Here is a 22,276-nt window from a genome sequence, read left to right as displayed (position 1 = left end):
CATAACAGCTGAAACGCAAACACATAACATGGAGTTAACCCCCCTTAGTACAGCGAACTCAAAAATGTTGGTCGAGGGTCAGTTCTGGCGAGTCCTGAAGATATTCATGCTGCAGACAGCCCATATCACGCATCACCTTGGAAATGCCTTATCCCCTCCCAAGCATGGTGTGCTTATCAGCTCACCTCCCCCTGTCACCGATGCCGAATTCGGGCCGCAACCGCGGGTTCCCGCCTTGGGCCCAGGCAATCCGCTGACGCTCGCGCCGTTACTTTCAACTCGCTGCGGCACCCACTCCAACCAGATCATCACCGGCTATGCCGGGCGCATGGGGCCGCCGCGGCGTGAGGAAATGGGACCGATAAAACGTGAGCTGGAAGCCGCCAGGATACTCGCCCGCTCACCCGCTGCCGCCAACCTGCTCAACGTCCGTAAACAGGTGTGCGACGACGCCTTGAACCCTCCTTCAGCAACAAGCAGCCCAGACGCGCCGCGCACGCCAAAACCCTGAAAAACATGACCTTTCAGGCATTGAGCGCTTCGAGCCGATAGCCGTAGCCATAGACCGTACTCAGTACCCAACCGTGCTCGGCCGTCAGCTTCAGTTTGCTGCGCACGCGGTAGATATGGGTATCGAGGGTCCGGGACGACAACACTTCATCGCGCATCCACAGGTGTTCATACAGATAGCTGCGCGACAAGGGCCGGCCCTGGTTACGAAACAGCAGCAACGCCAGGTTGAACTCGCGCAGGGTCAAGGCCACCGGGGTCCCGCCAACGCAGACCTGCCCCTCATGCACGTTGAAACGCAGATTGCCGAAGACCACCGCCCCCTCATCTCGGCCCTTTTCGCCCTGGCGCTGGCGCAACACGTTATTCAACCGCGCGAGCAGCTCGGCCTGGCGGAAGGGTTTGCTGATGTACTCGTCGGCGCCGGCGTTCAGGGCCTGGACCACGTCACGCTCAGCGCTGCGTGAGGTCACCATGATCACCGGGGGCTCGGGCCGCAAATGCTCCTTGATCCACAGCAGCACCTGCAAACCGCTGACTTCGGTGGCCTGCCAATCGAGGATGACCAGGTCAAAGGTCTCGCGCTTGAGCCGGCGCAGCAGATCCGGACTGTTGGAAAATGCGGTACAGAGTGGGGAACTACCGTCAGACAAACTGTAGGAACTCAGCGCCTCGCGCAACCGCTCAAGCTCCAGCGGTTGATTATCGAGAATGGCAATGCGCATGACGTAATACTCCGGGTCGACAGAGTGGCACCAACTCAAGCTCGGACTAGTTAGAAATACACTAACAATCGGTGAATGACTGACAACTAAAAACCGAACATGCCACTTATTAATCAATAAGACTTGTCTTATCAAGAGCTAAGATAGTTCTTATTCTTAATCCGCTAGTTGGTTACGGACAGCCCACGCACGATTAATTTATTATTTTCCCAATCAAGGCGAGGGGTGTTTTCATCATGCCAACTCAATGTCGCAGCGTAAACTTAAAGTTCAAAAACCACCAAAATCAACATAAGGAAACGGACTAACACGCCATTACACAACCCTTCAAAAACCGCACTAAGCCAACTTGTAAAAGGTGCTATTGCAGGAGTTAAAACCTGCCTGAATATCGGGACCCAGCGACCGAATCACGGTCTCAAACGCTGGCCTGAAACAACGCCAGCACCTGCTTGAAACCCTCCACCAGCAACACCGCTGCCTTGGATACCGTCAGGGTGTAGACGAAGCTGGCGATCAACACGCACAGCTCGAACCAGACGAACATCCCCCAGTTGCTGGCCCGCATCGGCCGCTGTGTCATCACCCATTCGACCTGGGCCCGTGGCAGCCGATAGACCAGCTCGAGGATGTTCAACTCGCGAAAATTCCTCAATACCGCGATCACCATGGCCAACAGGATTGCCATGGCAAACACGCTAAAAAATAGCTGTTCAAGGGGCCCGGCCCCCTGGCCATTGAAGCTGCGCAGAACTTCCAGGAAAAACACGCTGCCGATCGCCGACACCACCGGCACTACCACCCCGATGTAAATCAGCAACCCCAGGCACGCCACGGCAACGCTGGTGCCGTTGACACAAATCCTGATCACGGCCGCAAGAAAGCCCGGCGAAAACTTGGAATAGGCGCGGTGCGTCTCGATTACCAACAGTGGAATCAACGCCGTCAGCACCGCGACGCTGATATCCAGCACCTTCAAGCCGGTCTTGGGTAGCAACAGCGCCGCCAGAAAGGTGATGCCCCGACTGCCCACCCGCCACAGCATCTTCGCGTCGTCACTCACCTGTTGCGACCAGAACGCCTCGGTAATGCCCTTGCCATCATCCATCGTCAATGCTGCTCCTGATCCGCTTCAAAGGGTGTCTGGTTGCGCTGGGCCGATACGTTTACCCGGACGATTCGCCACCTGGCTGGCCTGCCCGTCGCGCTGCTTGCCGTGGCGCGCTTCGCTGATCAGCGAAGGGATCAACGGGCCTTCCGGCAGATTCTTCCAGAACCGCGCTGGCAAGTGACCCTGCATGACCTTGGGGTTGAGCCGCGCAGGATTGAAAATATGGCTGTAGTAGGCCAGCCACATTTCACCGCCAGGGTCTTGCACGCCTTGCGCCAGTTGCTGCCAGGCCACGGGACAGCGGCGCTGGTGAATCAGCGTCTGGCCGTCGTAATAGACGCCGTCCCGGGGGGTGGCGATCATCCAGCGATGGCGGCCCATGCGCCCGATAAAATGCTCGCTGGCGCTGGCCAGGATGTCATGGGCAGGCTCATGCCAGGCCACGTACTGCGGCTGTTCGGCAGTCGCCCCCTGTGCGCCCTCCGGCCCTGGCGGCACCTCGACAAATCGTACAAAGGCATGCAGGTGATGGGCCTCGCGGTCCACCTGCTTGATCCGCCGCTGCAATTCGCTGCCCAGGCGGTCGCCACTGAGCATGGCCGTGCGATCGCCGTGGCTGACCCGCCACAGCACCTCATACAGCAGGCTCCAGCGCTGCTCGCCGTGATAGCGCGCGGCGTGTTCCAGCAAGCCGAGCAAGGCCTTGGGTATGCGCGCCTGCACCGGTCCCATGTGTGGCGGGCACGCTTCATCGGTGGCGAACAGGTCGGCCACTTGGGTCCCACACCAACTGACCCGGCTCGGGTCAATGCCGTGGCTGAGCAACCAGCGCGCTTGCTGGCGCCAGGTTTCGAACAGCTCGTCGCAATCAAGGCAGATCATCCCCACAAGCCCATCTGTTGAGGTTGCGGGCGCTCCCGCAACTGCTGGTAAAGCAGCGCGCTGCTGCTTTCGGCTTGCTGCGGGTGATAGTCGCTGGTGATAAAAAACGGCTTGGCCTTGCTCAGCACGCAGCGCATGCGCGCCAGGTCTTCGTAACGGATCCGCCGCTCGCGGCGCAACTCCACCAGGCGCTGAGTGGTGCGCAGGCCGATGCCGGGGATCCTGGCGATCAGCGCCGGCTCGGCGCGGTTCAGGTCCAGGGGGAACACGCTGCGGTGTTCCAGGGCCCAGGCCAGTTTCGGGTCCATGTCCAGCGCCAGGTGCCCTGGCCCCTTGAACAACTCATCGGCGCTAAAGCCGTAACTGCGCAGCAGGAAGTCGGCCTGGTACAGACGGTGCTCGCGCATCAGTGGCGGCGCGGCCAGGGGCACGCTTTTCGGGCTGTTGGGAATGGGGCTGAAAGCCGAGTAATACACCCGGCGCAAACGGAAATTGCCGTACAGCGCTTCGGCGCTGTGGAGGATGGTGCTGTCGTCGGTATCGTCGGCGCCGACGATCATCTGGGTGCTCTGCCCCGCCGGCGCGAAACGCGGCGCCCGGGGTTCGTTGAGCACCGTCTGCTCGCCGGTGTAGATGGTCTGCATGGCCTGCTTGATCGAGCCCAGCTGCTTCTCCGGAGCCAGGGTCTGCAGGCTCAGGTCGGTCGGCAACTCGATGTTCACGCTGAGACGATCGGCGTAGCGCCCGGCTTCGGCGATCAACAGCGGGTCGGCCTCGGGGATGGTTTTCAAATGGATATAACCGCGAAACTCGTGCTCTTCGCGCAGCAGCTTGGCCACCCGCACCAACTGCTCCATGGTGTAGTCCGCCGAGCGAATGATCCCCGAGCTGAGGAACAGCCCGCTCACGCAATTGCGCCGATAAAAGTCCAGAGTCAGGGTCACCACTTCCTCGGGGCTGAACCGCGCCCGGGGCACGTCGCTGGAACGACGGTTGACGCAGTACTGGCAGTCATAGAGGCAGAAATTGGTCAGCAGGATCTTCAACAGCGAAACGCAGCGCCCGTCCGGGGTATAGCTGTGGCAGATGCCCATGCCATTGGTCGAGCCCAGCCCTTCCTTGCCGGCGGAACTGCGCTTGGGCGCACCACTGCTGGCGCAGGACGCGTCGTACTTGGCGGCGTCGGCGAGGATGCTCAGCTTGTCGATCAGCTGCATGGCTAAACCCTATACTGTTTGCATATACAGTACAGAGTCGAACCTGTTCCGTTCAAGAGGCACGTGGACCTGGCTCGAAATAAACTGCGACCGATACCGGGAAAGCCCTGGAACCGGCCATGAATTTACTTAAGATACGCAGCCCCCCAGAAAGGATTCCCTCAATGCGCTCCGCCCATCGCCTCTGGCTACTGGCTATTACGCTGTTCTCGGCCATGCACGCCAACGCCGACCAAGACCCGCTCAAGCTGAGCGCCAGCCTTGCGGCCCGGGTCCAGGCCAACGCCGACTGGCAGGCTCAGGCCAAAAAGTGCCCGGCCGAATCCATGCCGGCGCGCGCCACCCTCCAGCCACTGCGAGCCGATCCCTGCCAGGGCCCGGGGCGCATGGAAAGCTGCCTGGCCCACTGCGAAACCGGCGACGCCAATGCCTGCTACTGGCTGGCCAATGGTTTGCAACCGGCCGGTGGCGCCGACGAGGGTTATGAGCCGCTGTACCAGCGGGCATGCAGCCTGGGCTTGGTCTCCGGGTGCACCAACCGCGCCGCCGGCATGCTCGCGGCGGATGCCGACAGCCCCGAGGCTCGCCAATGTGCGGTCCAGACCTTTGCTGGAGCCTGTGACCTCGACGACCCCTGGGCCTGCACCATGTACGGCTTCCACCTCAGTCGCGGGATCGGGGTCAAGGCCGACCTTGAGCTGGCGCTCAAGGTGCTACAAAAATCCTGCCGCTTCGGCCCGCAGGATCCGGCCTGCAGCGGCGCAGAAAAACTGCGCGAGGAGATTCTCCAGGCCCGGCGCGCTGCCGAATCCTGAACCGGCGCCAGGTGCCGGCTGAGACAGAACTGCCTGCGCCTGCTGACCGCCAGTGCAGTGTTGATGAAGGCGGTACCGGTTTTGCGGGCACCGTTCACGATGAACGCCTTCGTTGAAGGCTCAGGCTCTGCCCAAACTTGGCCTCCCAGCCCCGGCCGGCTACAACCGGCCCTGGCCCGCCAATGCGCGGCGAGCCAGGCGCTGCTGCAACCACTCATAACCGCTGACCAGCACGAGCCCCGCCAACACCAGCAACGAACCGAGAATAAAGTTCGACTCCAGGGGTTCGTCCAGCAGCCACACACCAAAGCCGACGCCAAACAGGGGGGTCATGAACGACAGCACCCCAAGGCGCGAGGCCAGGTAGCGACGCAACAGGCTGAACCACACCAGGAAACTGGCGAACGACACCAGCAGCACCTGGAAGGTCAGGCTGGCGAACACCATGGGCGTGAAATGCAGGGTGGTCTGCCCGGTCCACAGGGCCGCCAGCGACAGCCAGACAAAGGCGCCGAGCAACTGGTATTGCAGGGTCCGGGTCACGGGGCTGGCCGCCAGGCGCGAGCAGCGCACCACCACCGTGGTCGCGCCCCAGGCCACGCCGGCCAGCACCGCCAGCAAATCCCCGAGCCAGGTACTGGCGCCCTGGGCCGGGCCGGAGTGTCCGCTGAATGCCACCACCACCCCGGCGAAAGCCACGCCGATGCCCAGCCATTGCACGGCCTGGAGCCGCTCGGCAGGGAGTTTCCAGTGCAACCCGAGGGCGGCGAAGATCGGCGCGGTGTAGAGGAAAATCACCATGTGCGAAGCCGTGGTGTAGCGCAGGCCCTCGCCCACCAGCAGAAACTCCAGGGCGAACAGCCCCCCCACCAGCAACCCCGGGCGCCAGTGGCCCTCGCCCACGGCCAGGGTTTCCCCGCGCCAGCGCATCAAGGCCCCGACCAGCAACGCAGCGAGGCCGGAGCGCAGGGCAATCTGCAGGATCGGCGCGATGTCGGGCGCCATGGCTTTCAACGAGACCTGCTGAAAACCCCAGACCGCGCACAGGCCGACCATCAACAGAGTGGCATTGGCATCGAGCGCTTGGCGATTGGCCATGGGGCGTCCTTGATTGGGGGGGAAGTGAGCTGGCATTGTCCGACTGACAGATTTGATTGATATAGTCTTTATCCGACAATCCATAACACTTATCCGCCAAGCAGGTGTTCCATGCGCCACACCGCCCAGCATTTGCGCATCCCACCCTTTACCGAGTCGCTGCCGGCGCCGATCTTCTTTCGCACCGAGTGCATGCCGGCCCAGGCCACCTACCCGCGTCACAGCCATGCCTGGGGTGAGTTCGTCTACTCCTACAGCGGCGTGATGGAAATCGAACTGGGCGATCACCATTACCTGGCGCCGCCCCAATACGGCATCTGGCTGCCGCCGAACGTCGAGCACGTCGGCTTCAACCGCCATGCGGCGTGCCATTGCTCGCTGTACCTGAGCGCCGAGCTGTGCGGCGCCCTGCCCAGCCGCCACTGCGCGCTGACCCTGAGCCCGCTGATCCTGGCGCTGCTCAACGACCTGCGCCGCGACCCGCCGAGCCAGCCCCAGACCGAGGAGCAGCAACGCCTGTTGCAGGTGCTGGTGGATAAACTGGCCCGAGCCTCATGCGCCGGCAGTTACCTGCCATCCTCCGACGACCCGCTGCTGGGCCCGGTGTTGCGTGCGCTGAAAGCCGCCCCTGGCGATCCGCGCTCACTGCCACAACTGGCCCGCGCCGCCAACACTACCGAGCGCACCTTGATGCGCCGTGCCCAGCGCGACCTGGGCATGTCGCTGATCGAGTGGCGCCAACGCCTGAAAGTGGTGGAAGCCCTGGCCCTGCTGGAACAAGGCCAGACCGTGGAAACCATCGGCCTGGACCTGGGCTACAGCAGCGCCTCGGCCTTTATCAGCATGTTCCGCAAGATGATGGGCGCGACCCCGGACGAGTACCGAAAAAGCTACCTGCCGCCCTCATGAGGTGCGCCATGGCGGCGGTTTTTCTTATACTGCCCGCCCCCTTGATGCACAGGACTGCCCATGACTTCCAGCACGGATACGGTGGAGCGTTTTATCGCTTCCGGCCAAGACAGCTTCGATCAGGAACTGAGCTACAACGAGTATTACAACCAGCATCACCCGGCCATCACGCCACTCAGTCGCAAGCCGCCCCGGGATCTGCCCGAGGCCACCCTGCAGGCGTTCTATTACCACCTGCTGCTCAATGGCCTGACCCCGCCTGTAAGCAAGGACGCCCATTGGCCACTGCTGACCCAGGCCGCCGGGCAGGCCGCCGAGGTTCTGGAGCAATACGGATTTCCGCGCTGCCGCCTGAACCGCTGGGTCATGCGCCTGTTGTTTACCGGCGACGTGTCGTTGACGGGGTATACGCGCAAGCTGGCGCTGCTGACACAACTGCGGCGCTTCTCCCACCAGCCCGGGATGCTGAGCAAAAAAGCCAAGCTCAAGACCGAGTTCGCCGACGATCCCTGGCTGCATGGAGAAATCGCCGCCCTGCTACGCAGCCTGCCCCTGGCCGAGGTGGCCTTTGACAACCCGATGCTGAGCTGGAACCTGGACCTGATCAGCCTGGTGTTCGTGTTCCTGCTGGGGGCCGACGCCGATGCCCAGCGCCTGCTGGAGCACTGGTTCACCCAGCGTGCCGAGAGCATCGTTGATGTCCCCGGCTACCGGACCCGCGATCAGTTGCTGCGGCCCCTGGTCTGGACCCTGTTCCGCGTCAGCGAAACCGCCGACAGCGAGCAACTGACCCAGGCCCTGCTCAGCCGCTACGGCGACGCCTGGTGCCGGGACTACCAGCATCCCGGCTCCAACTGACACCCAGGCTCGCGCCTGGGCGGCCCTTACCGCTGCACCTGCACCATCGAACTGACCTGGACCCGCGCCTGCATGCGCTCGGCGCCGCCGCCACGGCGCATGCCGCGCACCGGACAGGCGTCGAGGTAGTCCAGGCCGAGCGCCAGTTTCAGATGGCGTTCGGGCCGGGTCAGGCGGTTGGTCACGTCGAAGCTGTACCAGCCATCGTCGAGCCAGGCCTCGGCCCAGGCGTGGCTGGCCAGGTGGCTTTCATCCTCGGTGCACAGGTAGCCCGAGACATAGCGCGCCGGGATTCCCAGGCTGCGAGCACAGGCGAGAAACGCATGGGTGTGGTCCTGGCACACCCCGACCTCGCCGGCAAAGGACTCGGCGGCGGTGCTGTCGACCGCCGTGGCCCCCGGGCTGTAAGGCATGTGGTCGGCCAGGGCGTGCATCAGGTCGGTGAGCGCCGCGCGATCACGGCGCGCACCGCAATGCTGCACAGCAAAGGCGCTCAAGGCGGCGTCGCACTGGGTCAGGTGGCTGCTGCGCAAAAACGGCAGCGGCGACTGGCTGTCAGGCTCGACCTCCCGAGAGCGGTCGATTTCCACTTCGCCATAGGCAGTGAGCACGATGGCGCCGTGGGGTTCGTCCAGGGTCAGCACATGCAGGATGTTGCCGTAGGGGTCGATCTGGCTGCGCACCAGACGCGGCAATTCCAGGTGCCATTGCAGGATGCGCTGACGCTGACTGTCCTGGGGTGTCAGGCGCAAAAACTGGATGCTGGTGCAGACCTCGTCGGCGTAGCTGTAGGTGGTGTCGTGACGGATGGACAGTTTCATACAACCTCCAGATAAGACTCGTGCACGGTCTGCCCCAGGTGGCGAACCCGGGCGATGAAATCGCTCAGCCACAGGTGCAGCCCCGAGGCCAGGATTTCGTCGATCCCGGTATAGCGCAGCCGTGCATTCAGCTCCGCCGCCAGGCGCTGGGCCGGGCGCCCGTTGGTGCCGGGCAGGCTGGCGAGAATGTGGTCCAGCTCTTCGATACAGGCGTGCAGCGAACGCGGCACATCGGCACGCAACAGCAGCATTTCCGAGACCTGTTCGGCATTCGGCGCATTGCGGTAGATCTCGTTGAACGCCTCGAACGACGACAGGGCTCGCAACAGGGCGCTCCACTGGTAATAGCCGCGGGCCGAGTTGTCGCTGACCTCCTCGGACTCTTCGCCGAACATTTCGTAGCGTGCGTCCAGCAGGCGCAAGGTGTTGTCGGCCCGCTCCAGGAAAGTCCCGAGGCGAATGAAGCAGTAGGCATCGTTGCGCATGATGGTGCCCGAGGTGGCGCCGCGAAACAGGTGCGAGCGTTCCTTGACCCACTCGCAGAAATGGCTGATGCCGTAGCGCCCCAGACCGTTGCTGGCGATGTTGCGCATTTCCAGCCAGGTGGCGTTGATGTTCTCCCACATGTCGGCGGTGATCCGCCCGCGCACCGCATGGGCGTTGCTGCGTGCCGCCCGCAGGCAGCTGAAGATGCTGCCGGGGTTTGTTTCATCGAGGGCAAAAAAATGCAGCATGCGCTCGGTATTGAGCTCACCGTAACGCTCGTTGTAATCGTCCAGGGTGCCGGCAGCCAGCAGCGACATCGCCAGTTCGGCGTGGCCGTCGCTGCGCCCGGCCTGGGGCATCAGCGACAGCGAGTAACTGACCTCGAGCATGCGCGCCAGGTTCTCCGCGCGTTCCAGGTAACGGGACATCCAGTACAGATCGGAAGCGGTTCTTGAAAGCATGTGTCAGTCCTCCACTACCCAGGTGTCTTTGGTGCCGCCGCCCTGGGACGAGTTCACCACCAGCGAGCCTTCGCGCAAGGCCACGCGCGTCAGGCCACCGGGCACCAAACGGGTTTCGCTGCCCGACAGCACAAAGGGACGCAGGTCGATATGCCGCGGCGCGATGCCGTTTTCGACAAAGGTCGGGCAGGTCGACAGGCACAGGGTCGGTTGGGCGATATAGGCCTGCGGGCGCGCCTTGAGCCGGGCGCGAAAATCCTCGATTTCCGCCGCCGTGGCCGCCGGCCCGACAAGCATGCCGTAGCCGCCGGAGCCCTGGGTTTCCTTGACCACCAGGTCCGGCAGGTTGGCCAGCACATGGGACAGTTCCGCCGGCTTGCGGCATTGCCAGGTGGGCACGTTCTTCAGCACCGGCTCTTCGCTGAGGTAGAAGCGGATCATCTCGTCGACATAGGGGTAGATCGACTTGTCGTCGGCGACCCCGGTGCCCACGGCATTGGCCAGCACCACATTGCCCGAGCGGTAGGCGGCGATCAGCCCGGGTACGCCGAGCATCGAATCGGGGTTGAACGACAACGGGTCGAGGAAGGCGTCGTCGAGGCGACGGTAGATCACATCCACTGCCTGGGCGCCGGAGGTGGTGCGCATGAATACCCGGTCGTCACGCACAAACAGATCGGCGCCTTCCACCAGCTCCACGCCCATCTCGCGGGCCAGGAATGCATGCTCGAAATAGGCACTGTTGAAGCGCCCGGGGGTCAGCACCACCACCGTGGGGTTGTCCAGCGGGCAGGAGCTTTTCAGGGTTTCGAGCAGCAGGTTCGGGTAATGGTCGATGGGCGCCACCCGCTGCGCGGCGAACAGCTCCGGAAACAGGCGCATCATCATCTTGCGGTCTTCAAGCATGTAGCTGACGCCGCTGGGGGTGCGCAGGTTGTCTTCGAGCACGTAGTAACTGCCGTCGCCATCACGCACCAGGTCGACCCCGGAAATATGCGAATAGATATTGCGGTGCAGATCCAGGCCCTGCATCGCCACCTGGTAACCCTCGTTGGCCAGGACTTGCTCGGCCGGGATGATGCCCTCCTTGAGAATGTGTTGCCCGTGGTAGATATCGGCCAGGAACATGTTCAGCGCCTGGACCCGCTGGATACAGCCGCGCTCGACCGTCTGCCATTCACTGGCCTTGATGCTGCGCGGAATGATGTCGAACGGAATCAGCCGTTCGGTGCCCTGCTCGTCCCCGTACAAAGTGAAGGTGATGCCGGCGCGATGGAACAACAGGTCGGCTTCGCGCCGACGCTGGTCCAGCAACTCCAAGGGAGTGTCCGCCAACCAGCGGGCAAACTCCTGATAATGTGGGCGGCAGCCACCACTCGCGTCATACATTTCATTAAAAAAAGCACGGGACATACCCCACTCCTCGCCGTGGTTTAAACGGCTTTTTATTTACGCTCTCTATTTCGATAAATCGGGCCTTGCGCTGTGCGGTCAGTACTGGGTTGTAAAGCACCTCATTGTGCGTTGCAGCTATCCGGGGACGATGCACACGCAGCACGGCGACGCGTGACGCGAACGTTGCGCTGGACTGTGTGCAGTTTTTTCGGCAAGGGCGGCAGCGCCAGGACAGGCAATGACGTCGTGACCTTGCTGATGGGTAAGAGGGGAATTTAAAGAAGACAACGGACCGGCACTCAGGCATTGGCATGCCCCCGGTCTCTTCAGGGCTTTTGCAATCGCTATGCCCAAATGCCGTGCCTTGGGGATTTTGCCGAGGCAGCCCGCAATATCATCTATAAAGCGACATTTTTATTCACCTATGAGACATGGACACCGATATTCACTGAATCGGTTGAGCCGGCAACATCGTCCCCCAGGGTCGCTCAACCCTGGAACGACCGAAAAAAGTGCAGAAAGCGCGGCTGACGGTTTTTTTGCCCCTTAACCGGGACTTTTTTACCCAACCTGCCTGACCACCCGACGTAACCCTGGGCGCCCGGTACTGAAAACAGCGGTACTGCACGCACCATCCGCGTCCGAAAAAGCGCAGCACAGCGGCAGTCACCGCCCTTTTCGCCCGTATCCCGGGCAAATGCGCTGTAACTGACTGAGCCGTGGCTACCGTCGTTGATACTGCTGCGCGGCCCCTATGGAGTTGGGGTATTGACCGGGGGATCATCGGCGAAACGGCGGGCAATCTGCCGGTAACGGGTCACGGCAGAACAGCCAGCCAACACCGCTTCCATTTTGAAAAAGGCCTGTTGGCGCCCCCTGTACAGCGCGTGTTGAAACAGCTTGCAACATACCGCTTCACTGACCGGCGGCGAGCCGCTCAAGGATCAGTTGCACTGCCTCTTCCGGTAACAACTGGGCGCTGTCCAGACGCAATGGCGGCACAGTCCAGGGCTGGTAGTCATGCTCGCACACCGACTGCCAGCTCGCCGGCACCAGCCCCGGCACATCCAACTCCCGGCCTTGGACCCGGTGTCGGTGCTCATCGAGGTCGGAGCACAGCACCTCGATATCCAGCAGCCCTACTCCCTCGCCATCGGCGATCGCGCGCCAGGCCTCACGACTCTCGGCCAGCGGATTGACGCAGTCGGCGATCACCTGATTGCCCAGGGCCAGGTTGCTGCGGGCCAGGGCATTGGCAATGTCATAGCCAGTCTTGCCCACCTCGCGCATACCGTTGTCACGCAGCGCCTGCTCGATGTTGTCGATACGCAGGTAAGTGGCACCCAGGCGCACGGCCAGCAAGCGGGCGATGGTGGTTTTACCAGTGCCGGGCAGGCCGCTGAAGACAATAAGCATGGGGGTTGCTCCTGGGACGGCTAAGCAGCATACGCAAACTAAAAGTGTCCATCACCCCGAGAGACGGCTGCCGGGGTGTCGCAGCGCCACCTGACGCTTTCTGCTCACGGCGCCGTCCGCGACTCCCAGTCCATCTCGGCCGGCCACTTCACCTTCGGTGCCAGGCGCAGGGCCAAGTTGTACCAGGGCACATCGTTATGGTCGTGCGGTGGCCCCGGTGGCGGCAGGGCTGAAGGACCTTGCTGCATGTAGGTACAGATGTAAGCCCAGGCAAACTCATCGGCGCCCATGGTGCTCAAGGGAAAACGGTCGATGACTTTATTGGTCCCGGGCTCGACGATGGACAGGACCACGCCCCATTTGATGATGAGCGCGCCTTGGGCGGTGGCGCCGCGTTTTTTCCAGCGTTCGGCGCGGACTTGTGACCAATCGTAGGCTACGGGGTTAACTCGCCAACGTTCGAAAGGGTTCCACCAGCGGTAGTTGAAGTTGTAGGCGTAGATGCGTTGGCGGGAGCGGTTGAAACGCAGTGGTAGATCACGTGGTACTGATAAATCTAGCCTAATGGCTAGTAGAGAAATCCAAAAAGATACTAGGGTAGAAACTATGCCAATCAATAAAATTGATGGTTTTGTAGAGTGAATAAAAGAGAATGGCCCTATGGTTAACGTCACCAACCATAACAACATAATTAGCCCCATCCACAACATAATCCCTCTTGCCCGGAACGAGGCCCTAGGCAGTTCTAAATAATAATCACTCAAGTGATTGGGCCCATTATTATCAAGTGAGGCTATGGCAGACGGAGGTGCGTTTGGCGGTGGAAGATCCTCTTTCCAGCCGGGACAAGGTGGGTTGAGTAGGGGGGATGTCAATTTACTTTCCTTAGCGTGATCATTTAATTTGTCGTCTTTAACTACCAGTTGCGCAACACCGCACTCATCACTTACATCCGGCCAAAGTGAGACCTGTAGTTCAATAGCATGGATGTTATGAGCTGGGTTTTCAGCAATGGAATCACTGATGCTCAACGTGTGTGACTTGGCATCTTCTTTAAGGTAGGAACCTCTTCTCACGGCGCTGTCCGCGACTCCCAGTCCATCTCGGCCGGCCACTTCACCTTCGGCGCCAGGCGCAGGGCCAAGTTGTACCAAGGCACGTTGTTATGGTCGTGCGGTGGCCCCGGCGGTGGCAGGGCCGAGGGACCTTGCTGCATATAAGTGCAGATATAAGCCCAGGCAAACTCATCGGCACCCATGGTACTCAGGGGAAAGCGGTCGATGACCTTATTGGTGCCGGGCTTGACGATGGACAGGACCACGCCCCATTTGATGATGAGTGCGCCTTGGGCGGTGGCGCCGCGCTTTTTCCAGCGTTCGGCGCGGACTTGCGACCAGTCGTAGGCTACGGGGATAACGCGCCAACGTTCGAAGGGTTTCCACCAGCGGTAGTTGAAGTTGTAGGCGTAGAGGCGTTGGCGGGCTCGGTTGAAGCGAATTGGTTCATCACGAGGGGGAGAGATACCCATCCGGATAAAGTAAAAAGTCATCCAAACAGCAAGCGGAATAATCACGACGCAAGTTACCAATATATTCATGGGTGAAAGATTGTCCCAGCCAGAAATTATAACTTCCAACATATAGCGGACTAAGTATTGATATAATCGCAAGCCAAATCAAAAGCGCCCTGGCTCCATTTGTTTGGCGAGACACCTCCAGATAGACATCATCTAGATAGTTTGGCCCCTTTTCGCCTAGTGACGGCTGCGTGCTTGGTGGGAGTTCTTGCTCAGATAAGTCTTCTTGCCAGCCCGAACAAGGTGGGTCGAGTAGAGATTTAACCAATTTTAATTACCCTTTTCGTCAATATCAATTTTGTCCTCCTTAGCTATCAGAAAAGCAACGCCTGATTCGTCAGTTAAGTTAGGTCAATACGACACCTCTAGTTTAATGGCGTGGACGCTATGAGTTGATTAAGAGCAAGTGCGCCGTTAATAAGTCCTCCTGAGTAGTTTCTGCTCACGGCGCCGTCCGCGACTCACGATCCATGTCGGCAGGCCACTTCACCTTCGGTGCCAGGCGCAGGGCCAAGTTGTACCAGGGCACATCGTTATGGTCGTGCGGTGGCCCCGGTGGCGGCAGGGCTGAAGGACCTTGCTGCATGTAGGTACAGATATAAGCCCAAGCAAACTCATCGGCGCCCATGGTGCTTAGTGGAAAACGATCAATGACCTTATTGGTGCCGGGCTCGACGATGGACAGGACCACGCCCCATTTGATGATGAGCGCGCCTTGGGCGGTGGCGCCGCGCTTTTTCCAGCGTTCGGCGCGGACTTGTGACCAATCGTAGGCTACGGGGATAACTCGCCAACGTTCGAAAGGGTTCCACCAGCGGTAGTTGAAGTTGTAGGCGTAGATGCGTTGGCGGGAGCGGTTGAAGCGGATGGGTAAGTCGCGCGGAATTGCTATATCTATACGTAGCCCAAACGCCACTATCCAAACTAGAACGAGATCAAAAAATAGGCCAATAAGGTCATTTGCTTTCAATGATCCTGCCATTCTTTGAAATGAGAAAAGCTGGAGGGATATTAGCAAAAGCAGAATGAATAGTGTTAGCGCCAACAAGACTCCACGCGAGGCCATATCTTGTCGAGATAACTCCAAATAAGTTGTGCTGATGTGATTTGGGCTTCCTGCACCAAGCGACGAAATCGTAGCAGGTGTCAGGTGAGAAATAGGCAAGTCTTCTTGCCACCCCGGACAAGGAGGATTAAGTGTAGGTTTGGCCATTTATTTTCCCTTCTTCAATATATCTGTTTTATCTTCTAGAGCGATGAGTCGAGCGACGCCCGACTCATCGCTCCTGTCCGGCCAGAATGAAACTTCTAAGTCCACTGCATGCATGTCGTGATTATCGTAAAACCAGATGGCGCCGCTTATTGTTAGAGTGGAAGCTGTTTCATTAGAGCTAATTGCGGGTCGTGTCGTTTCAGTTTTGTAGTCAGTTCTCTTTAAAGGAGGTGGTGCTTCGGTCGCAGTCGCCGGACTATTGTTATTGCCTGCAGCAATAACCAGCCCATCCATACCAGGGCGATATACTTTCATACTCCATGTGTAATCGGACAGTGCGGAGTCGTATTCAGGAAGAGAGATTCTATACTCCAAGAAATACCCATATGGTACAGGTCTAATTTCGGCGTAAGCCGCGTAATCTTCGCCCGCCGCCTTAATGTCTGATTCACGCACTGGTCGAAGATTAATGGATAGATCGGCTGTCACTCCCAATACAGAAGCATTAAGCTCGCCAACTGCATTATCGAGATCTTCTGGTCCTTTCCATCTGCGGTGACTTTTCGGAAGTCCCCAAAGACATCTACGAGCCCAAATTTCAAGAAGGGAGGACTCCTTCTTCTTAGCACGAGTTGCTACCGCATAGGCGATCAAGCCTAGTATTAACGCCAATCCAATTGGACCCAATAAGGCACTACCGGCCAATGCGCCGTATACAGCTGGGAGCACAGTGATCATTGAAACCGAAGCTGCCAATCGGTAATCACTTTCAGCCTCACTATCTCCTCTTGTAGCAGCTCTATTCGCAGCAAATGAGTACTGCACACCATCCATCACCCCCGCAATCGCAGCAATCGCCCCCCATACTGCGCAATTCGCGCCCCCATCATCACCGTCTGCACCTGCCCTGCCACCCGCACCGTGGTCGTCAGCCCCGGCCGCAATAGCTGAGTCCCTACCCCCGCAATCTCGACTCCCACTCCCATCACCCCGATGGACGACGACCACACCGCCGCCAGCGCCTCGGGATTGCCGCTGCCTGGGGTGTTGAGGAAGGTTTCAAAGTTTTTGCGCAGGCTGTCTTGCTGGAACCAGAGGCTGCCCAGGCCCAGCAGCAGGTCGGCGCCGGCAGGGGCTGCGGAGATCACACCATTGCGCATCCGTTGCATGGCGCCTCTGGCCAGCGCTTGGGCGTCGTCCACGCCAATAGCCAGCGTATGCAGCAGCCGGGTGCTGCCGCTGTGGAGCGTGGCGGCGCCGATGCTGACGCTGCGCAGCGCCTCTGTAACGTTGGTGCTGGCATTGGCCCGCAGTTTTTCCAGGCGGGCTTGCAGGGCTTGGGCGCTTTCCAGGGACCAGAGCATGACGTCGACCAATTTGCCGTGGTTGCCGGAGACGGCGATGGCAATGGCGCCGCTCACCACCATGGCGCGGATCTTTCGTTCTGCGGGTTTGCGAAACTTCTGGTCGAGTTGGGTGATGAATTGATCGGTGCGCTCTTGCATCGCCTCGTTGAGCAGGGACAGGTATTCGCCAAGCCTCAGGGACACCACAACCTGGGTCACCTGCTGGCCGGTGTAGCGCAGAAAGGCCGCGCTGTGCACGTGGCCGACCAGCGTCTGGGTCTGTGCCGACAGCTGTTGCATCAGGGCGTTACTGGCATTGCTGGTGGCCGCCAGTATCTGGCCGATGGCGTGCTTGACCGGCGCGATCATCAGCTCCTTGCCTTCGTGGGTGGCAATGATGCTTTTCAGGGTGTCGTAGAGCTTGCCCAGATCATCGCCTGCCAGCGCTGTCTTCAAGTGGTCGAACAGTGCCTGATCCTTGGCCAGCAAGGCCTGATAAAGCAAGCTCTGGCGGTCTTCGAGCAGGTTTTTCCAGAGCCGCTGGGTCGCGCCCAGGGTCGCGGTGTCTGGATGAATGACTTCGCTGGGACCGCCCACCAGGCACAGGCTCATCATGCGAATAAAACCTTCTACGGAGCGTGTGGAGGTCACACTGTAGTCATACCGGGCGGCGAGCTGGAATGGCGCGGCCTGGTATTCCCGGGCGTACAGCTCGCCCTCGCGGTCGATGGCCTGCTGCCAGGCCTTTTGCTCGGCCAGGTAGGCCCGTTCGAAACTCGCCCGTTGGGCTTCGTCGTACCGCTCTTCGAGCCGCTCGCGGGCCTCGGTCTGCTTGAGTCGGGTCCCGCGTTGGGTTTCGGCCTCGACATCGATGGGCGGCAGCGGTGCCCTGAGCCCTGCCGCGCTGTTGTTCCAACGGCGATGGTGTTCGTCCAGGGCCTTGGCCTCTTCGCTGGCCTCGGCAACCGCCCAGGCATCGCGCAGCTCCTTGATGCCGAGCAGTGCCTGGGAGGTGAAGAACTCGAAACGCCGCTTCGGCTCTGAGCGCCATTCCTGCAGGGCCCTGACCCCGCTTACCCGCTGGGCATTGCATTCCTGCACCCGGCCAATCGGGTCGGGCAGCACCACCGCCAGCACTCCCCCCTCCTGCAGGTTTTCCCGCTGAACCAAGTTCCGCACATAGCGTAAAAAGAGCCCACCTCGGTGATGGCGGCTGTAGAAGCCGTGGACGCTGACGAAGTCCCCGGGGTTGGCCTCCGAGTACTCCAGCACTTGAGTGATCTCGAGGTGTTGCTCGGTCATCACGATGCCGACGCTGCTCGGGTTGTCGCGCGCCGCCTTCAGATCGAGCTTGTGGAATCGGCCGTCCAGCGCTGTGCCGTCATCCGCCGTGCCACGCCTGTACTGATCCAGCACGTTCTCTGGCCATGGATCGTTGGCGAACGCAATCCACGCAGTCGAGTAGGTGTCGGCGTCGATATTGATAAAGGACGCACTGAAGTCGTGGTCCTGGGCGATGCAGGAAGGGCTCAGCGACCTTGGTTGTTCGCGCGGGACCTGGTAAGGGCGGAACTGGCGCAACGCACCTTCCGGCGTCACCTGGTAGGCCTGCCATTCTTTTTGGTCCAGCAGCACGTAGAGGTAGCCTTGGCGAAGTATCCGCGGCTGGTCGAGGATCATCGGGATCGACGCCGGCCCCGAGCCGGACACGGGCGTCTTCTTGTGCATGGCGAAACGCGTTGGCGCATAGGCCGCTCGCAGCGGCAGGATCGGCAGGCCAGTGCGCTGGCAGGCATTGCAGGCCCCGGTGGGGTTGGGCGCGGCTTCATTGATGGCAATGCCGAGGGCGGTATTGGTGCTCATGAGTAGTTCTCCGCGCGGGGCAAGGAGGTTGCGATGCGTGCCCAGGCCGCGTCGTCATAGGCTTGGGCGATGCCGTGCTGGACGCTGGGGTGCCGGGTTTTCGCGAGTGCGGGAATTTAGGAGGGAGAACACGCGGGGGGCTATAAGGGGAGTCTGAAACTCACCCTGGTCGGGAAGACAATGAACGGATGATGGGAGCGGCCCCTGGTTATCGCACCAGGGACCGCCCGCTGGCGCTTCATGGCCTCGTCGGCGATTCGCCGTGCATTTCCGACAAGGCCAAGCCCGCCTCGGGCAGTTGCAGGGCGAAGCGTGTCGACAGTTGCTTGCGCCCCTTGGTAGTCAGGGCCAGGGCGCGGCTGTCCAGGTCCTGGCTCAGCCACTGACATTGCAGTGCGTGTTGCAGCAAGGCCGCGCCCAGGGCCCCACCCAGGTGCGGGCGGCGCATGCTCCAGTCCAGGCACGGGCAGGCAAAGCGTCGGCGCAAGGTCTTGAGCCCTTCGACCTCGATCCCCAGCCCCGCAAAGAACGCCTCGCCGGACGCGCTCAGGTGGTACTGCCGCGCGCTGTCTTGCAACTCCTGCAACCAACCGGCTTCGCACATCCGATCATGCAGCAGCACAGCCAGGGTGCCGGCCATGTGGTCGTAGCAGGTGCGGGCAAATTGCAGGCGGTCCGGGGTGCGCGGGCTGAAGCGCGGAGCGCTGTTGTGACCGATCACCATCAGGGCTTCCAGGGCCTGGGCCACGCGCGGGTCGGCCAGGCTGTAGTAACGGTGGCGGCCCTGCACTTGCAGGCGCACCAGCGACAGCTCCTTGAGCTTGCCCAGGTGCGCGCTGGCGGTGGAGGCGCTGACATCGGCCAGTGCCGCCAACTCGGTGCTGGTACGGGCATGGCCATCCATCAGCGCACAGAGCATTTTGGTGCGTGCCGGTTCGGCGATGGCTGCAGCCACCTGGGATACCGCGCTGTCGTGTTGTTGCGCACTCATGGTTCGCTCCGGAACGAAGGGTGATCGGCATCGGGAAGTGGATAGTAGCAAGGCGCGGTTTCCGTAGCCGCAGTTGCAGCCCCCCACTGAGAGCGCTGGGGGGAGGATGAGGTCTGGCTGCAACGGTGTCTGCCGAGGAACGGGTCATGAGCACAATTCCAGGCAGATAGAAGCTCCACGGCCTAGCGGCGGATCCTGTCGAACATGGGCCAGGGATGTGCGCAAATCGGCTGAAAAAATGCACTTTCAGCCCATTCTGTCGGGGTGGCCTGTTTATGATGGGCCGCTGCCATCGACTAACCCTCAAGGAGGACAGGCCCCATGCCCTTTCAGGTTCGCGACGCGCTTCACGCCGACAGCCCGCGCATCAGCCAGATCGCCGCCCAGACCTTTGCCCTGGCCTGCCCGGCCAATACGCCGCCCGCGGAGATCACGGCCTTTATCCAGGACCAGTTGCAGGTAGAGCATTTCAATGCGGCCCTGGATGACCCGGAGCAACAGCTGCGGGTGTTGGTGCACCAGGGCCAGGTCATCGGCTACAGCCTGGTCAAACTGCGTCCGCAGGCCCTGGGTATCGCCGAGGCAGACCAGGTGCCAGAGCTGACCCGCTGCTACCTGGCGGCGGATTTTCACGGCAGCGGCGGCGCCCAGTACCTGTTGCAACAGACGCTGGAATCGCTCACCCAGCCCATTCGGCTGACGGTCAGCGAAGCCAACGCACGGGCGATCCGTTTCTACCAGCGCAATGGCTTTATCAACGTCGGTGAAACCACCTTCCAATGCGGCGCCGACCTGCACCGCGACTGGGTCATGCTGCGCCAGCCACCCGCCACGGTCTGATCCGGCGCCAGGCGCGCACTGCGCCTACACCGGGGGCAGGTAATTGAGGTCGATGCCGGCGAGACTTGGCAGGTCGCCGATCAGGAAATCCCGCAGGCGGAGGATTTTCTCCCGGCGCGGGCCGGCCTTGGGCCAGACCAGGTAATAACCGTCCCCCGAGGCCACAGCGCTGTCGAATGGCAAGCCGACCTGGCCGTCACGAATGTCGTCGGCCACCAGGTGCAGGTCACCGATCGATACCCCGTGGCCGCGCATGGCCGCGCTGATGCCCTGATCGAGGGTGTCGAACACCTTGCCGCGATCCAGCCGTACCTGCTCCAGCCACCCTTGCGCTGCGAGCCAGCGCCGCCAATCGCGGCGGTCTGGCGAGGGGTGAATCAATTGCGCTTCCTGCAAGCGCTGCAGGTTCCAGGGCGTGGTCGGCGTGGCTTCGGGGGCGCAGATCGGGATCAGCCATTCATCGAACAGCTTGCAGCCCTCGATCCCGGCGCCGAACTGCCCGTTGCCCAGCAAAATCGCGCAATCGTAGGGCTCGGCCTGGAAATCCACAGCGTCCACATCCATCCACACACTGGCCAGTTGCACCTCCAGTTCGGGCTCGGCCTGCCTGAGGGTCTCCAGGGCGCGCAACAACCAGCGCATGGTCAGGGTCGACGGCGCCTTGAGCCGCAGTTGCAGGGCGTTGCCGCGAAACGGCAGGCAGGCCTCTTCGATAATCCGAAAGCCCACCTTGAGTTCCTGGGCCAGGCGCTGGCCGGCATCGGTGAGCGTCACCTTGGGTCCCTTGCGCTCGAACAGGCGGCAATCGAGGGCGCTTTCCAGGGTGCGGATATGGCGGCTGATCGCGCTCTGGGTCAGTGCCAACTCGGCCCCGGCCTGGGTAAAGGAGCAGGTCCGGGCCGCCACCTCAAAGGCGCGCAGGGCATAAAGCGGAGGAATACGTTCGGCCATCAGCGGCTCCGACAATGATAAATACTCATGCAAGGTTACAGCTTTATCGGTTTTTAAACCCGCCGTCAGCCGGTCAAGCTGTGCCGGACCATGACGCATCGGCCGTTCGATGCACCTTTCACTCGTTACAAGGCGGGCCGTTCGTGCAACTCCAACTTTCCCTGGTGGTGCTTTATGTATTCAGCGTGCTGCTGCTGGTGGCGACACCGGGGCCGGTGGTGGCGCTGATCGTCAACACCAGCCTGCGGGCCGGTCCACGGCGCGCCGTGCTGACCGCCCTGGGCACCAACGCTGCGTCCTTGCTGCTGGCCCTGGTGGCGGTGCTGATTCTAGGTGGCAGCCTGAAGCTGGCGCCGTCCCTGCTCAACTGGGTGAGCCTGCTGGGCTGCTGTTTTATCGGTTACCTGGCATGGCAGGGGCTGCGCAGCCTGCGGGCGCCAGAGCGCTCCGCCAGCGCCGAGGGATCACGGCCGCGGCGGGCAGGCGGGAATCTGCTGCAAGGTTTTCTCGTGGGGGTTTCCAACCCCAAGGACATCCTGTTCTTTGTCTCGTTCTTTCCCCGGTTCATCCAGGTCAGCCCGTCGTTCAGCACCAGCGTGAGCGTGCTGATCGGACTGTGGGTGGTGATCGATTTCGCGGTGCTGGCGGGCTATATCCTGCTTTCGCGTCACGCCCTCACGCTCAAGTACCAGCGGGCCGTGACCTGGGCTTCCAGCCTGGTGCTGCTGGTGGTGGCGCTGAGCGGGATCGCCTACTCGGCCCACGGGCTGTTGGCGCCCGACAATGCCTGAG

Annotated in this window: 22 protein-coding genes; 6 read left to right on the top strand and 16 right to left on the bottom strand. The window is 61.3% G+C overall.

The annotated features are described in order from the left end of the window. Positions 1-28 precede the first annotated feature (28 nt). A complete protein-coding gene (locus JFU57_RS20335) occupies positions 29-511 on the top strand; it encodes a hypothetical protein (protein WP_201130575.1) in 483 nt (160 codons plus the stop codon). A 13-nt stretch (positions 512-524) separates the two neighbouring features. Here the strand turns inward: JFU57_RS20335 and JFU57_RS20330 are convergent, their stop codons facing one another. From JFU57_RS20330 to JFU57_RS20315, 4 genes are all read right to left on the bottom strand, one after another. Continuing rightward, positions 525-1,235 carry a response regulator transcription factor gene (locus tag JFU57_RS20330; protein WP_201130574.1) on the bottom strand — a complete coding sequence of 237 codons (711 nt, stop codon included), beginning with the start codon at positions 1,233-1,235 and terminating at the stop codon, positions 525-527. A gap of 418 nt (positions 1,236-1,653) precedes the next feature. Then, positions 1,654-2,343 (bottom strand): hypothetical protein, encoded by a 690-nt coding sequence (locus JFU57_RS20325; RefSeq protein ID WP_201130573.1) that lies wholly within the window; start codon positions 2,341-2,343, stop codon positions 1,654-1,656. A gap of 24 nt (positions 2,344-2,367) precedes the next feature. After that, positions 2,368-3,228: a TIGR03915 family putative DNA repair protein gene (locus tag JFU57_RS20320; RefSeq protein ID WP_078471537.1), complete on the bottom strand. Its 861-nt coding sequence runs from the start codon at positions 3,226-3,228 to the stop codon at positions 2,368-2,370. Further along, on the bottom strand, positions 3,225-4,445 hold the full coding sequence (locus tag JFU57_RS20315; protein WP_078471538.1) for a putative DNA modification/repair radical SAM protein: 1,221 nt from the start codon (positions 4,443-4,445) through the stop codon (positions 3,225-3,227). The genes JFU57_RS20320 and JFU57_RS20315 overlap by 4 nt, the downstream gene beginning before the upstream one ends. A gap of 164 nt (positions 4,446-4,609) precedes the next feature. Between JFU57_RS20315 and JFU57_RS20310 the strand changes: the two genes are divergently transcribed. Further along, positions 4,610-5,260 (top strand): sel1 repeat family protein, encoded by a 651-nt coding sequence (locus JFU57_RS20310; protein WP_201130572.1) that lies wholly within the window; start codon positions 4,610-4,612, stop codon positions 5,258-5,260. Positions 5,261-5,419: 159 nt separating this feature from the next. Here JFU57_RS20310 and JFU57_RS20305 read toward each other — a convergent pair whose 3' ends face one another. Next, on the bottom strand, positions 5,420-6,358 hold the full coding sequence (locus JFU57_RS20305; protein WP_078471540.1) for a DMT family transporter: 939 nt from the start codon (positions 6,356-6,358) through the stop codon (positions 5,420-5,422). Positions 6,359-6,469: 111 nt separating this feature from the next. Between JFU57_RS20305 and JFU57_RS20300 the strand changes: the two genes are divergently transcribed. After that, the gene (locus JFU57_RS20300) at positions 6,470-7,267 is read left to right on the top strand and encodes an AraC family transcriptional regulator (protein WP_078471541.1); all 798 of its coding nucleotides are present in this window, start codon (positions 6,470-6,472) and stop codon (positions 7,265-7,267) included. A gap of 60 nt (positions 7,268-7,327) precedes the next feature. Continuing rightward, entirely contained in the window at positions 7,328-8,125 is a 798-nt protein-coding gene (locus tag JFU57_RS20295) for a hypothetical protein (RefSeq protein ID WP_201130571.1), read from the top strand. Between the two features lie 26 nt (positions 8,126-8,151). On the opposite strand, the gene JFU57_RS20290 is transcribed toward JFU57_RS20295, so the two are convergent. The 10 genes from JFU57_RS20290 to JFU57_RS20245 all read right to left on the bottom strand — a co-directional run bounded on the left by JFU57_RS20290 (position 8,152) and on the right by JFU57_RS20245 (position 19,693). Beyond that, complete coding sequence (locus JFU57_RS20290; protein ID WP_201130570.1) at positions 8,152-8,946, bottom strand: transglutaminase family protein; 795 nt, start codon at positions 8,944-8,946, stop codon at positions 8,152-8,154. Beyond that, a complete protein-coding gene (locus JFU57_RS20285) occupies positions 8,943-9,893 on the bottom strand; it encodes an alpha-E domain-containing protein (protein WP_020298781.1) in 951 nt (316 codons plus the stop codon). The genes JFU57_RS20290 and JFU57_RS20285 overlap by 4 nt, the downstream gene beginning before the upstream one ends. A 3-nt stretch (positions 9,894-9,896) precedes the next feature. Continuing rightward, positions 9,897-11,306, bottom strand: coding sequence for a circularly permuted type 2 ATP-grasp protein (locus JFU57_RS20280; protein WP_201130569.1), 1,410 nt, complete (start codon positions 11,304-11,306; stop codon positions 9,897-9,899). A gap of 897 nt (positions 11,307-12,203) precedes the next feature. After that, complete coding sequence (locus JFU57_RS20275) at positions 12,204-12,704, bottom strand: AAA family ATPase (protein ID WP_201130568.1); 501 nt, start codon at positions 12,702-12,704, stop codon at positions 12,204-12,206. 104 nt (positions 12,705-12,808) lie between these two features. Further along, the gene (locus JFU57_RS33275) at positions 12,809-13,780 is read right to left on the bottom strand and encodes a DUF6708 domain-containing protein (protein ID WP_242487453.1); all 972 of its coding nucleotides are present in this window, start codon (positions 13,778-13,780) and stop codon (positions 12,809-12,811) included. After that, positions 13,777-14,301 carry a DUF6708 domain-containing protein gene (locus tag JFU57_RS20265; RefSeq protein ID WP_242487452.1) on the bottom strand — a complete coding sequence of 175 codons (525 nt, stop codon included), beginning with the start codon at positions 14,299-14,301 and terminating at the stop codon, positions 13,777-13,779. The genes JFU57_RS33275 and JFU57_RS20265 overlap by 4 nt, the downstream gene beginning before the upstream one ends. A gap of 421 nt (positions 14,302-14,722) precedes the next feature. Beyond that, the gene (locus JFU57_RS33195; protein ID WP_207202219.1) at positions 14,723-15,493 is read right to left on the bottom strand and encodes a DUF6708 domain-containing protein; all 771 of its coding nucleotides are present in this window, start codon (positions 15,491-15,493) and stop codon (positions 14,723-14,725) included. Then, a complete protein-coding gene (locus JFU57_RS20255; RefSeq protein ID WP_201130567.1) occupies positions 15,494-16,327 on the bottom strand; it encodes a hypothetical protein in 834 nt (277 codons plus the stop codon). Continuing rightward, positions 16,327-18,702 (bottom strand): T6SS effector BTH_I2691 family protein, encoded by a 2,376-nt coding sequence (locus JFU57_RS20250; protein WP_201130566.1) that lies wholly within the window; start codon positions 18,700-18,702, stop codon positions 16,327-16,329. The genes JFU57_RS20255 and JFU57_RS20250 overlap by 1 nt, the downstream gene beginning before the upstream one ends. A 238-nt stretch (positions 18,703-18,940) precedes the next feature. After that, entirely contained in the window at positions 18,941-19,693 is a 753-nt protein-coding gene (locus JFU57_RS20245; protein ID WP_201130565.1) for an ArsR/SmtB family transcription factor, read from the bottom strand. A 321-nt stretch (positions 19,694-20,014) separates the two neighbouring features. Here JFU57_RS20245 and JFU57_RS20240 point away from each other — a divergent pair, with 321 nt between their 5' ends. Next, the gene (locus JFU57_RS20240) at positions 20,015-20,533 is read left to right on the top strand and encodes a GNAT family N-acetyltransferase (RefSeq protein WP_201130564.1); all 519 of its coding nucleotides are present in this window, start codon (positions 20,015-20,017) and stop codon (positions 20,531-20,533) included. Between the two features lie 24 nt (positions 20,534-20,557). Here the strand turns inward: JFU57_RS20240 and JFU57_RS20235 are convergent, their stop codons facing one another. After that, complete coding sequence (locus JFU57_RS20235) at positions 20,558-21,484, bottom strand: LysR substrate-binding domain-containing protein (protein ID WP_201130563.1); 927 nt, start codon at positions 21,482-21,484, stop codon at positions 20,558-20,560. Between the two features lie 143 nt (positions 21,485-21,627). Between JFU57_RS20235 and JFU57_RS20230 the strand changes: the two genes are divergently transcribed. Then, entirely contained in the window at positions 21,628-22,275 is a 648-nt protein-coding gene (locus tag JFU57_RS20230; RefSeq protein ID WP_201130562.1) for a LysE family transporter, read from the top strand. The last annotated feature ends 1 nt before the right edge of the window (position 22,276 follow it).

It is taken from the genome of Pseudomonas sp. TH07 (assembly GCF_016651285.1).
GTDB lineage: Bacteria > Pseudomonadota > Gammaproteobacteria > Pseudomonadales > Pseudomonadaceae > Aquipseudomonas.
The sequence above is the reverse complement of the archived record's forward strand: the minus strand, read 5'-3'. Positions and strand labels throughout refer to the sequence as shown.

Excerpts from the sequence above, each read along its gene's own strand:
- JFU57_RS20335 (WP_201130575.1), top strand. The coding sequence starts at position 29 with ATGGAGTTAACCCCCCTTAGTACAGCGAACTCAAAAATGTTGGTCGAG.
- JFU57_RS20330 (WP_201130574.1), bottom strand. The coding sequence starts at position 1,235 with ATGCGCATTGCCATTCTCGATAATCAACCGCTGGAGCTTGAGCGGTTG.
- JFU57_RS20325 (WP_201130573.1), bottom strand. The coding sequence starts at position 2,343 with ATGGATGATGGCAAGGGCATTACCGAGGCGTTCTGGTCGCAACAGGTG.
- JFU57_RS20320 (WP_078471537.1), bottom strand. The coding sequence starts at position 3,228 with ATGATCTGCCTTGATTGCGACGAGCTGTTCGAAACCTGGCGCCAGCAA.
- JFU57_RS20315 (WP_078471538.1), bottom strand. The coding sequence starts at position 4,445 with ATGCAGCTGATCGACAAGCTGAGCATCCTCGCCGACGCCGCCAAGTAC.
- JFU57_RS20310 (WP_201130572.1), top strand. The coding sequence starts at position 4,610 with ATGCGCTCCGCCCATCGCCTCTGGCTACTGGCTATTACGCTGTTCTCG.
- JFU57_RS20305 (WP_078471540.1), bottom strand. The coding sequence starts at position 6,358 with ATGGCCAATCGCCAAGCGCTCGATGCCAATGCCACTCTGTTGATGGTC.
- JFU57_RS20300 (WP_078471541.1), top strand. The coding sequence starts at position 6,470 with ATGCGCCACACCGCCCAGCATTTGCGCATCCCACCCTTTACCGAGTCG.
- JFU57_RS20295 (WP_201130571.1), top strand. The coding sequence starts at position 7,328 with ATGACTTCCAGCACGGATACGGTGGAGCGTTTTATCGCTTCCGGCCAA.
- JFU57_RS20290 (WP_201130570.1), bottom strand. The coding sequence starts at position 8,946 with ATGAAACTGTCCATCCGTCACGACACCACCTACAGCTACGCCGACGAG.
- JFU57_RS20285 (WP_020298781.1), bottom strand. The coding sequence starts at position 9,893 with ATGCTTTCAAGAACCGCTTCCGATCTGTACTGGATGTCCCGTTACCTG.
- JFU57_RS20280 (WP_201130569.1), bottom strand. The coding sequence starts at position 11,306 with ATGTCCCGTGCTTTTTTTAATGAAATGTATGACGCGAGTGGTGGCTGC.
- JFU57_RS20275 (WP_201130568.1), bottom strand. The coding sequence starts at position 12,704 with ATGCTTATTGTCTTCAGCGGCCTGCCCGGCACTGGTAAAACCACCATC.
- JFU57_RS20265 (WP_242487452.1), bottom strand. The coding sequence starts at position 14,301 with ATGAATATATTGGTAACTTGCGTCGTGATTATTCCGCTTGCTGTTTGG.
- JFU57_RS33195 (WP_207202219.1), bottom strand. The coding sequence starts at position 15,493 with ATGGCCAAACCTACACTTAATCCTCCTTGTCCGGGGTGGCAAGAAGAC.
- JFU57_RS20255 (WP_201130567.1), bottom strand. The coding sequence starts at position 16,327 with ATGGATGGTGTGCAGTACTCATTTGCTGCGAATAGAGCTGCTACAAGA.
- JFU57_RS20250 (WP_201130566.1), bottom strand. The coding sequence starts at position 18,702 with ATGAGCACCAATACCGCCCTCGGCATTGCCATCAATGAAGCCGCGCCC.
- JFU57_RS20245 (WP_201130565.1), bottom strand. The coding sequence starts at position 19,693 with ATGAGTGCGCAACAACACGACAGCGCGGTATCCCAGGTGGCTGCAGCC.
- JFU57_RS20240 (WP_201130564.1), top strand. The coding sequence starts at position 20,015 with ATGCCCTTTCAGGTTCGCGACGCGCTTCACGCCGACAGCCCGCGCATC.
- JFU57_RS20235 (WP_201130563.1), bottom strand. The coding sequence starts at position 21,484 with ATGGCCGAACGTATTCCTCCGCTTTATGCCCTGCGCGCCTTTGAGGTG.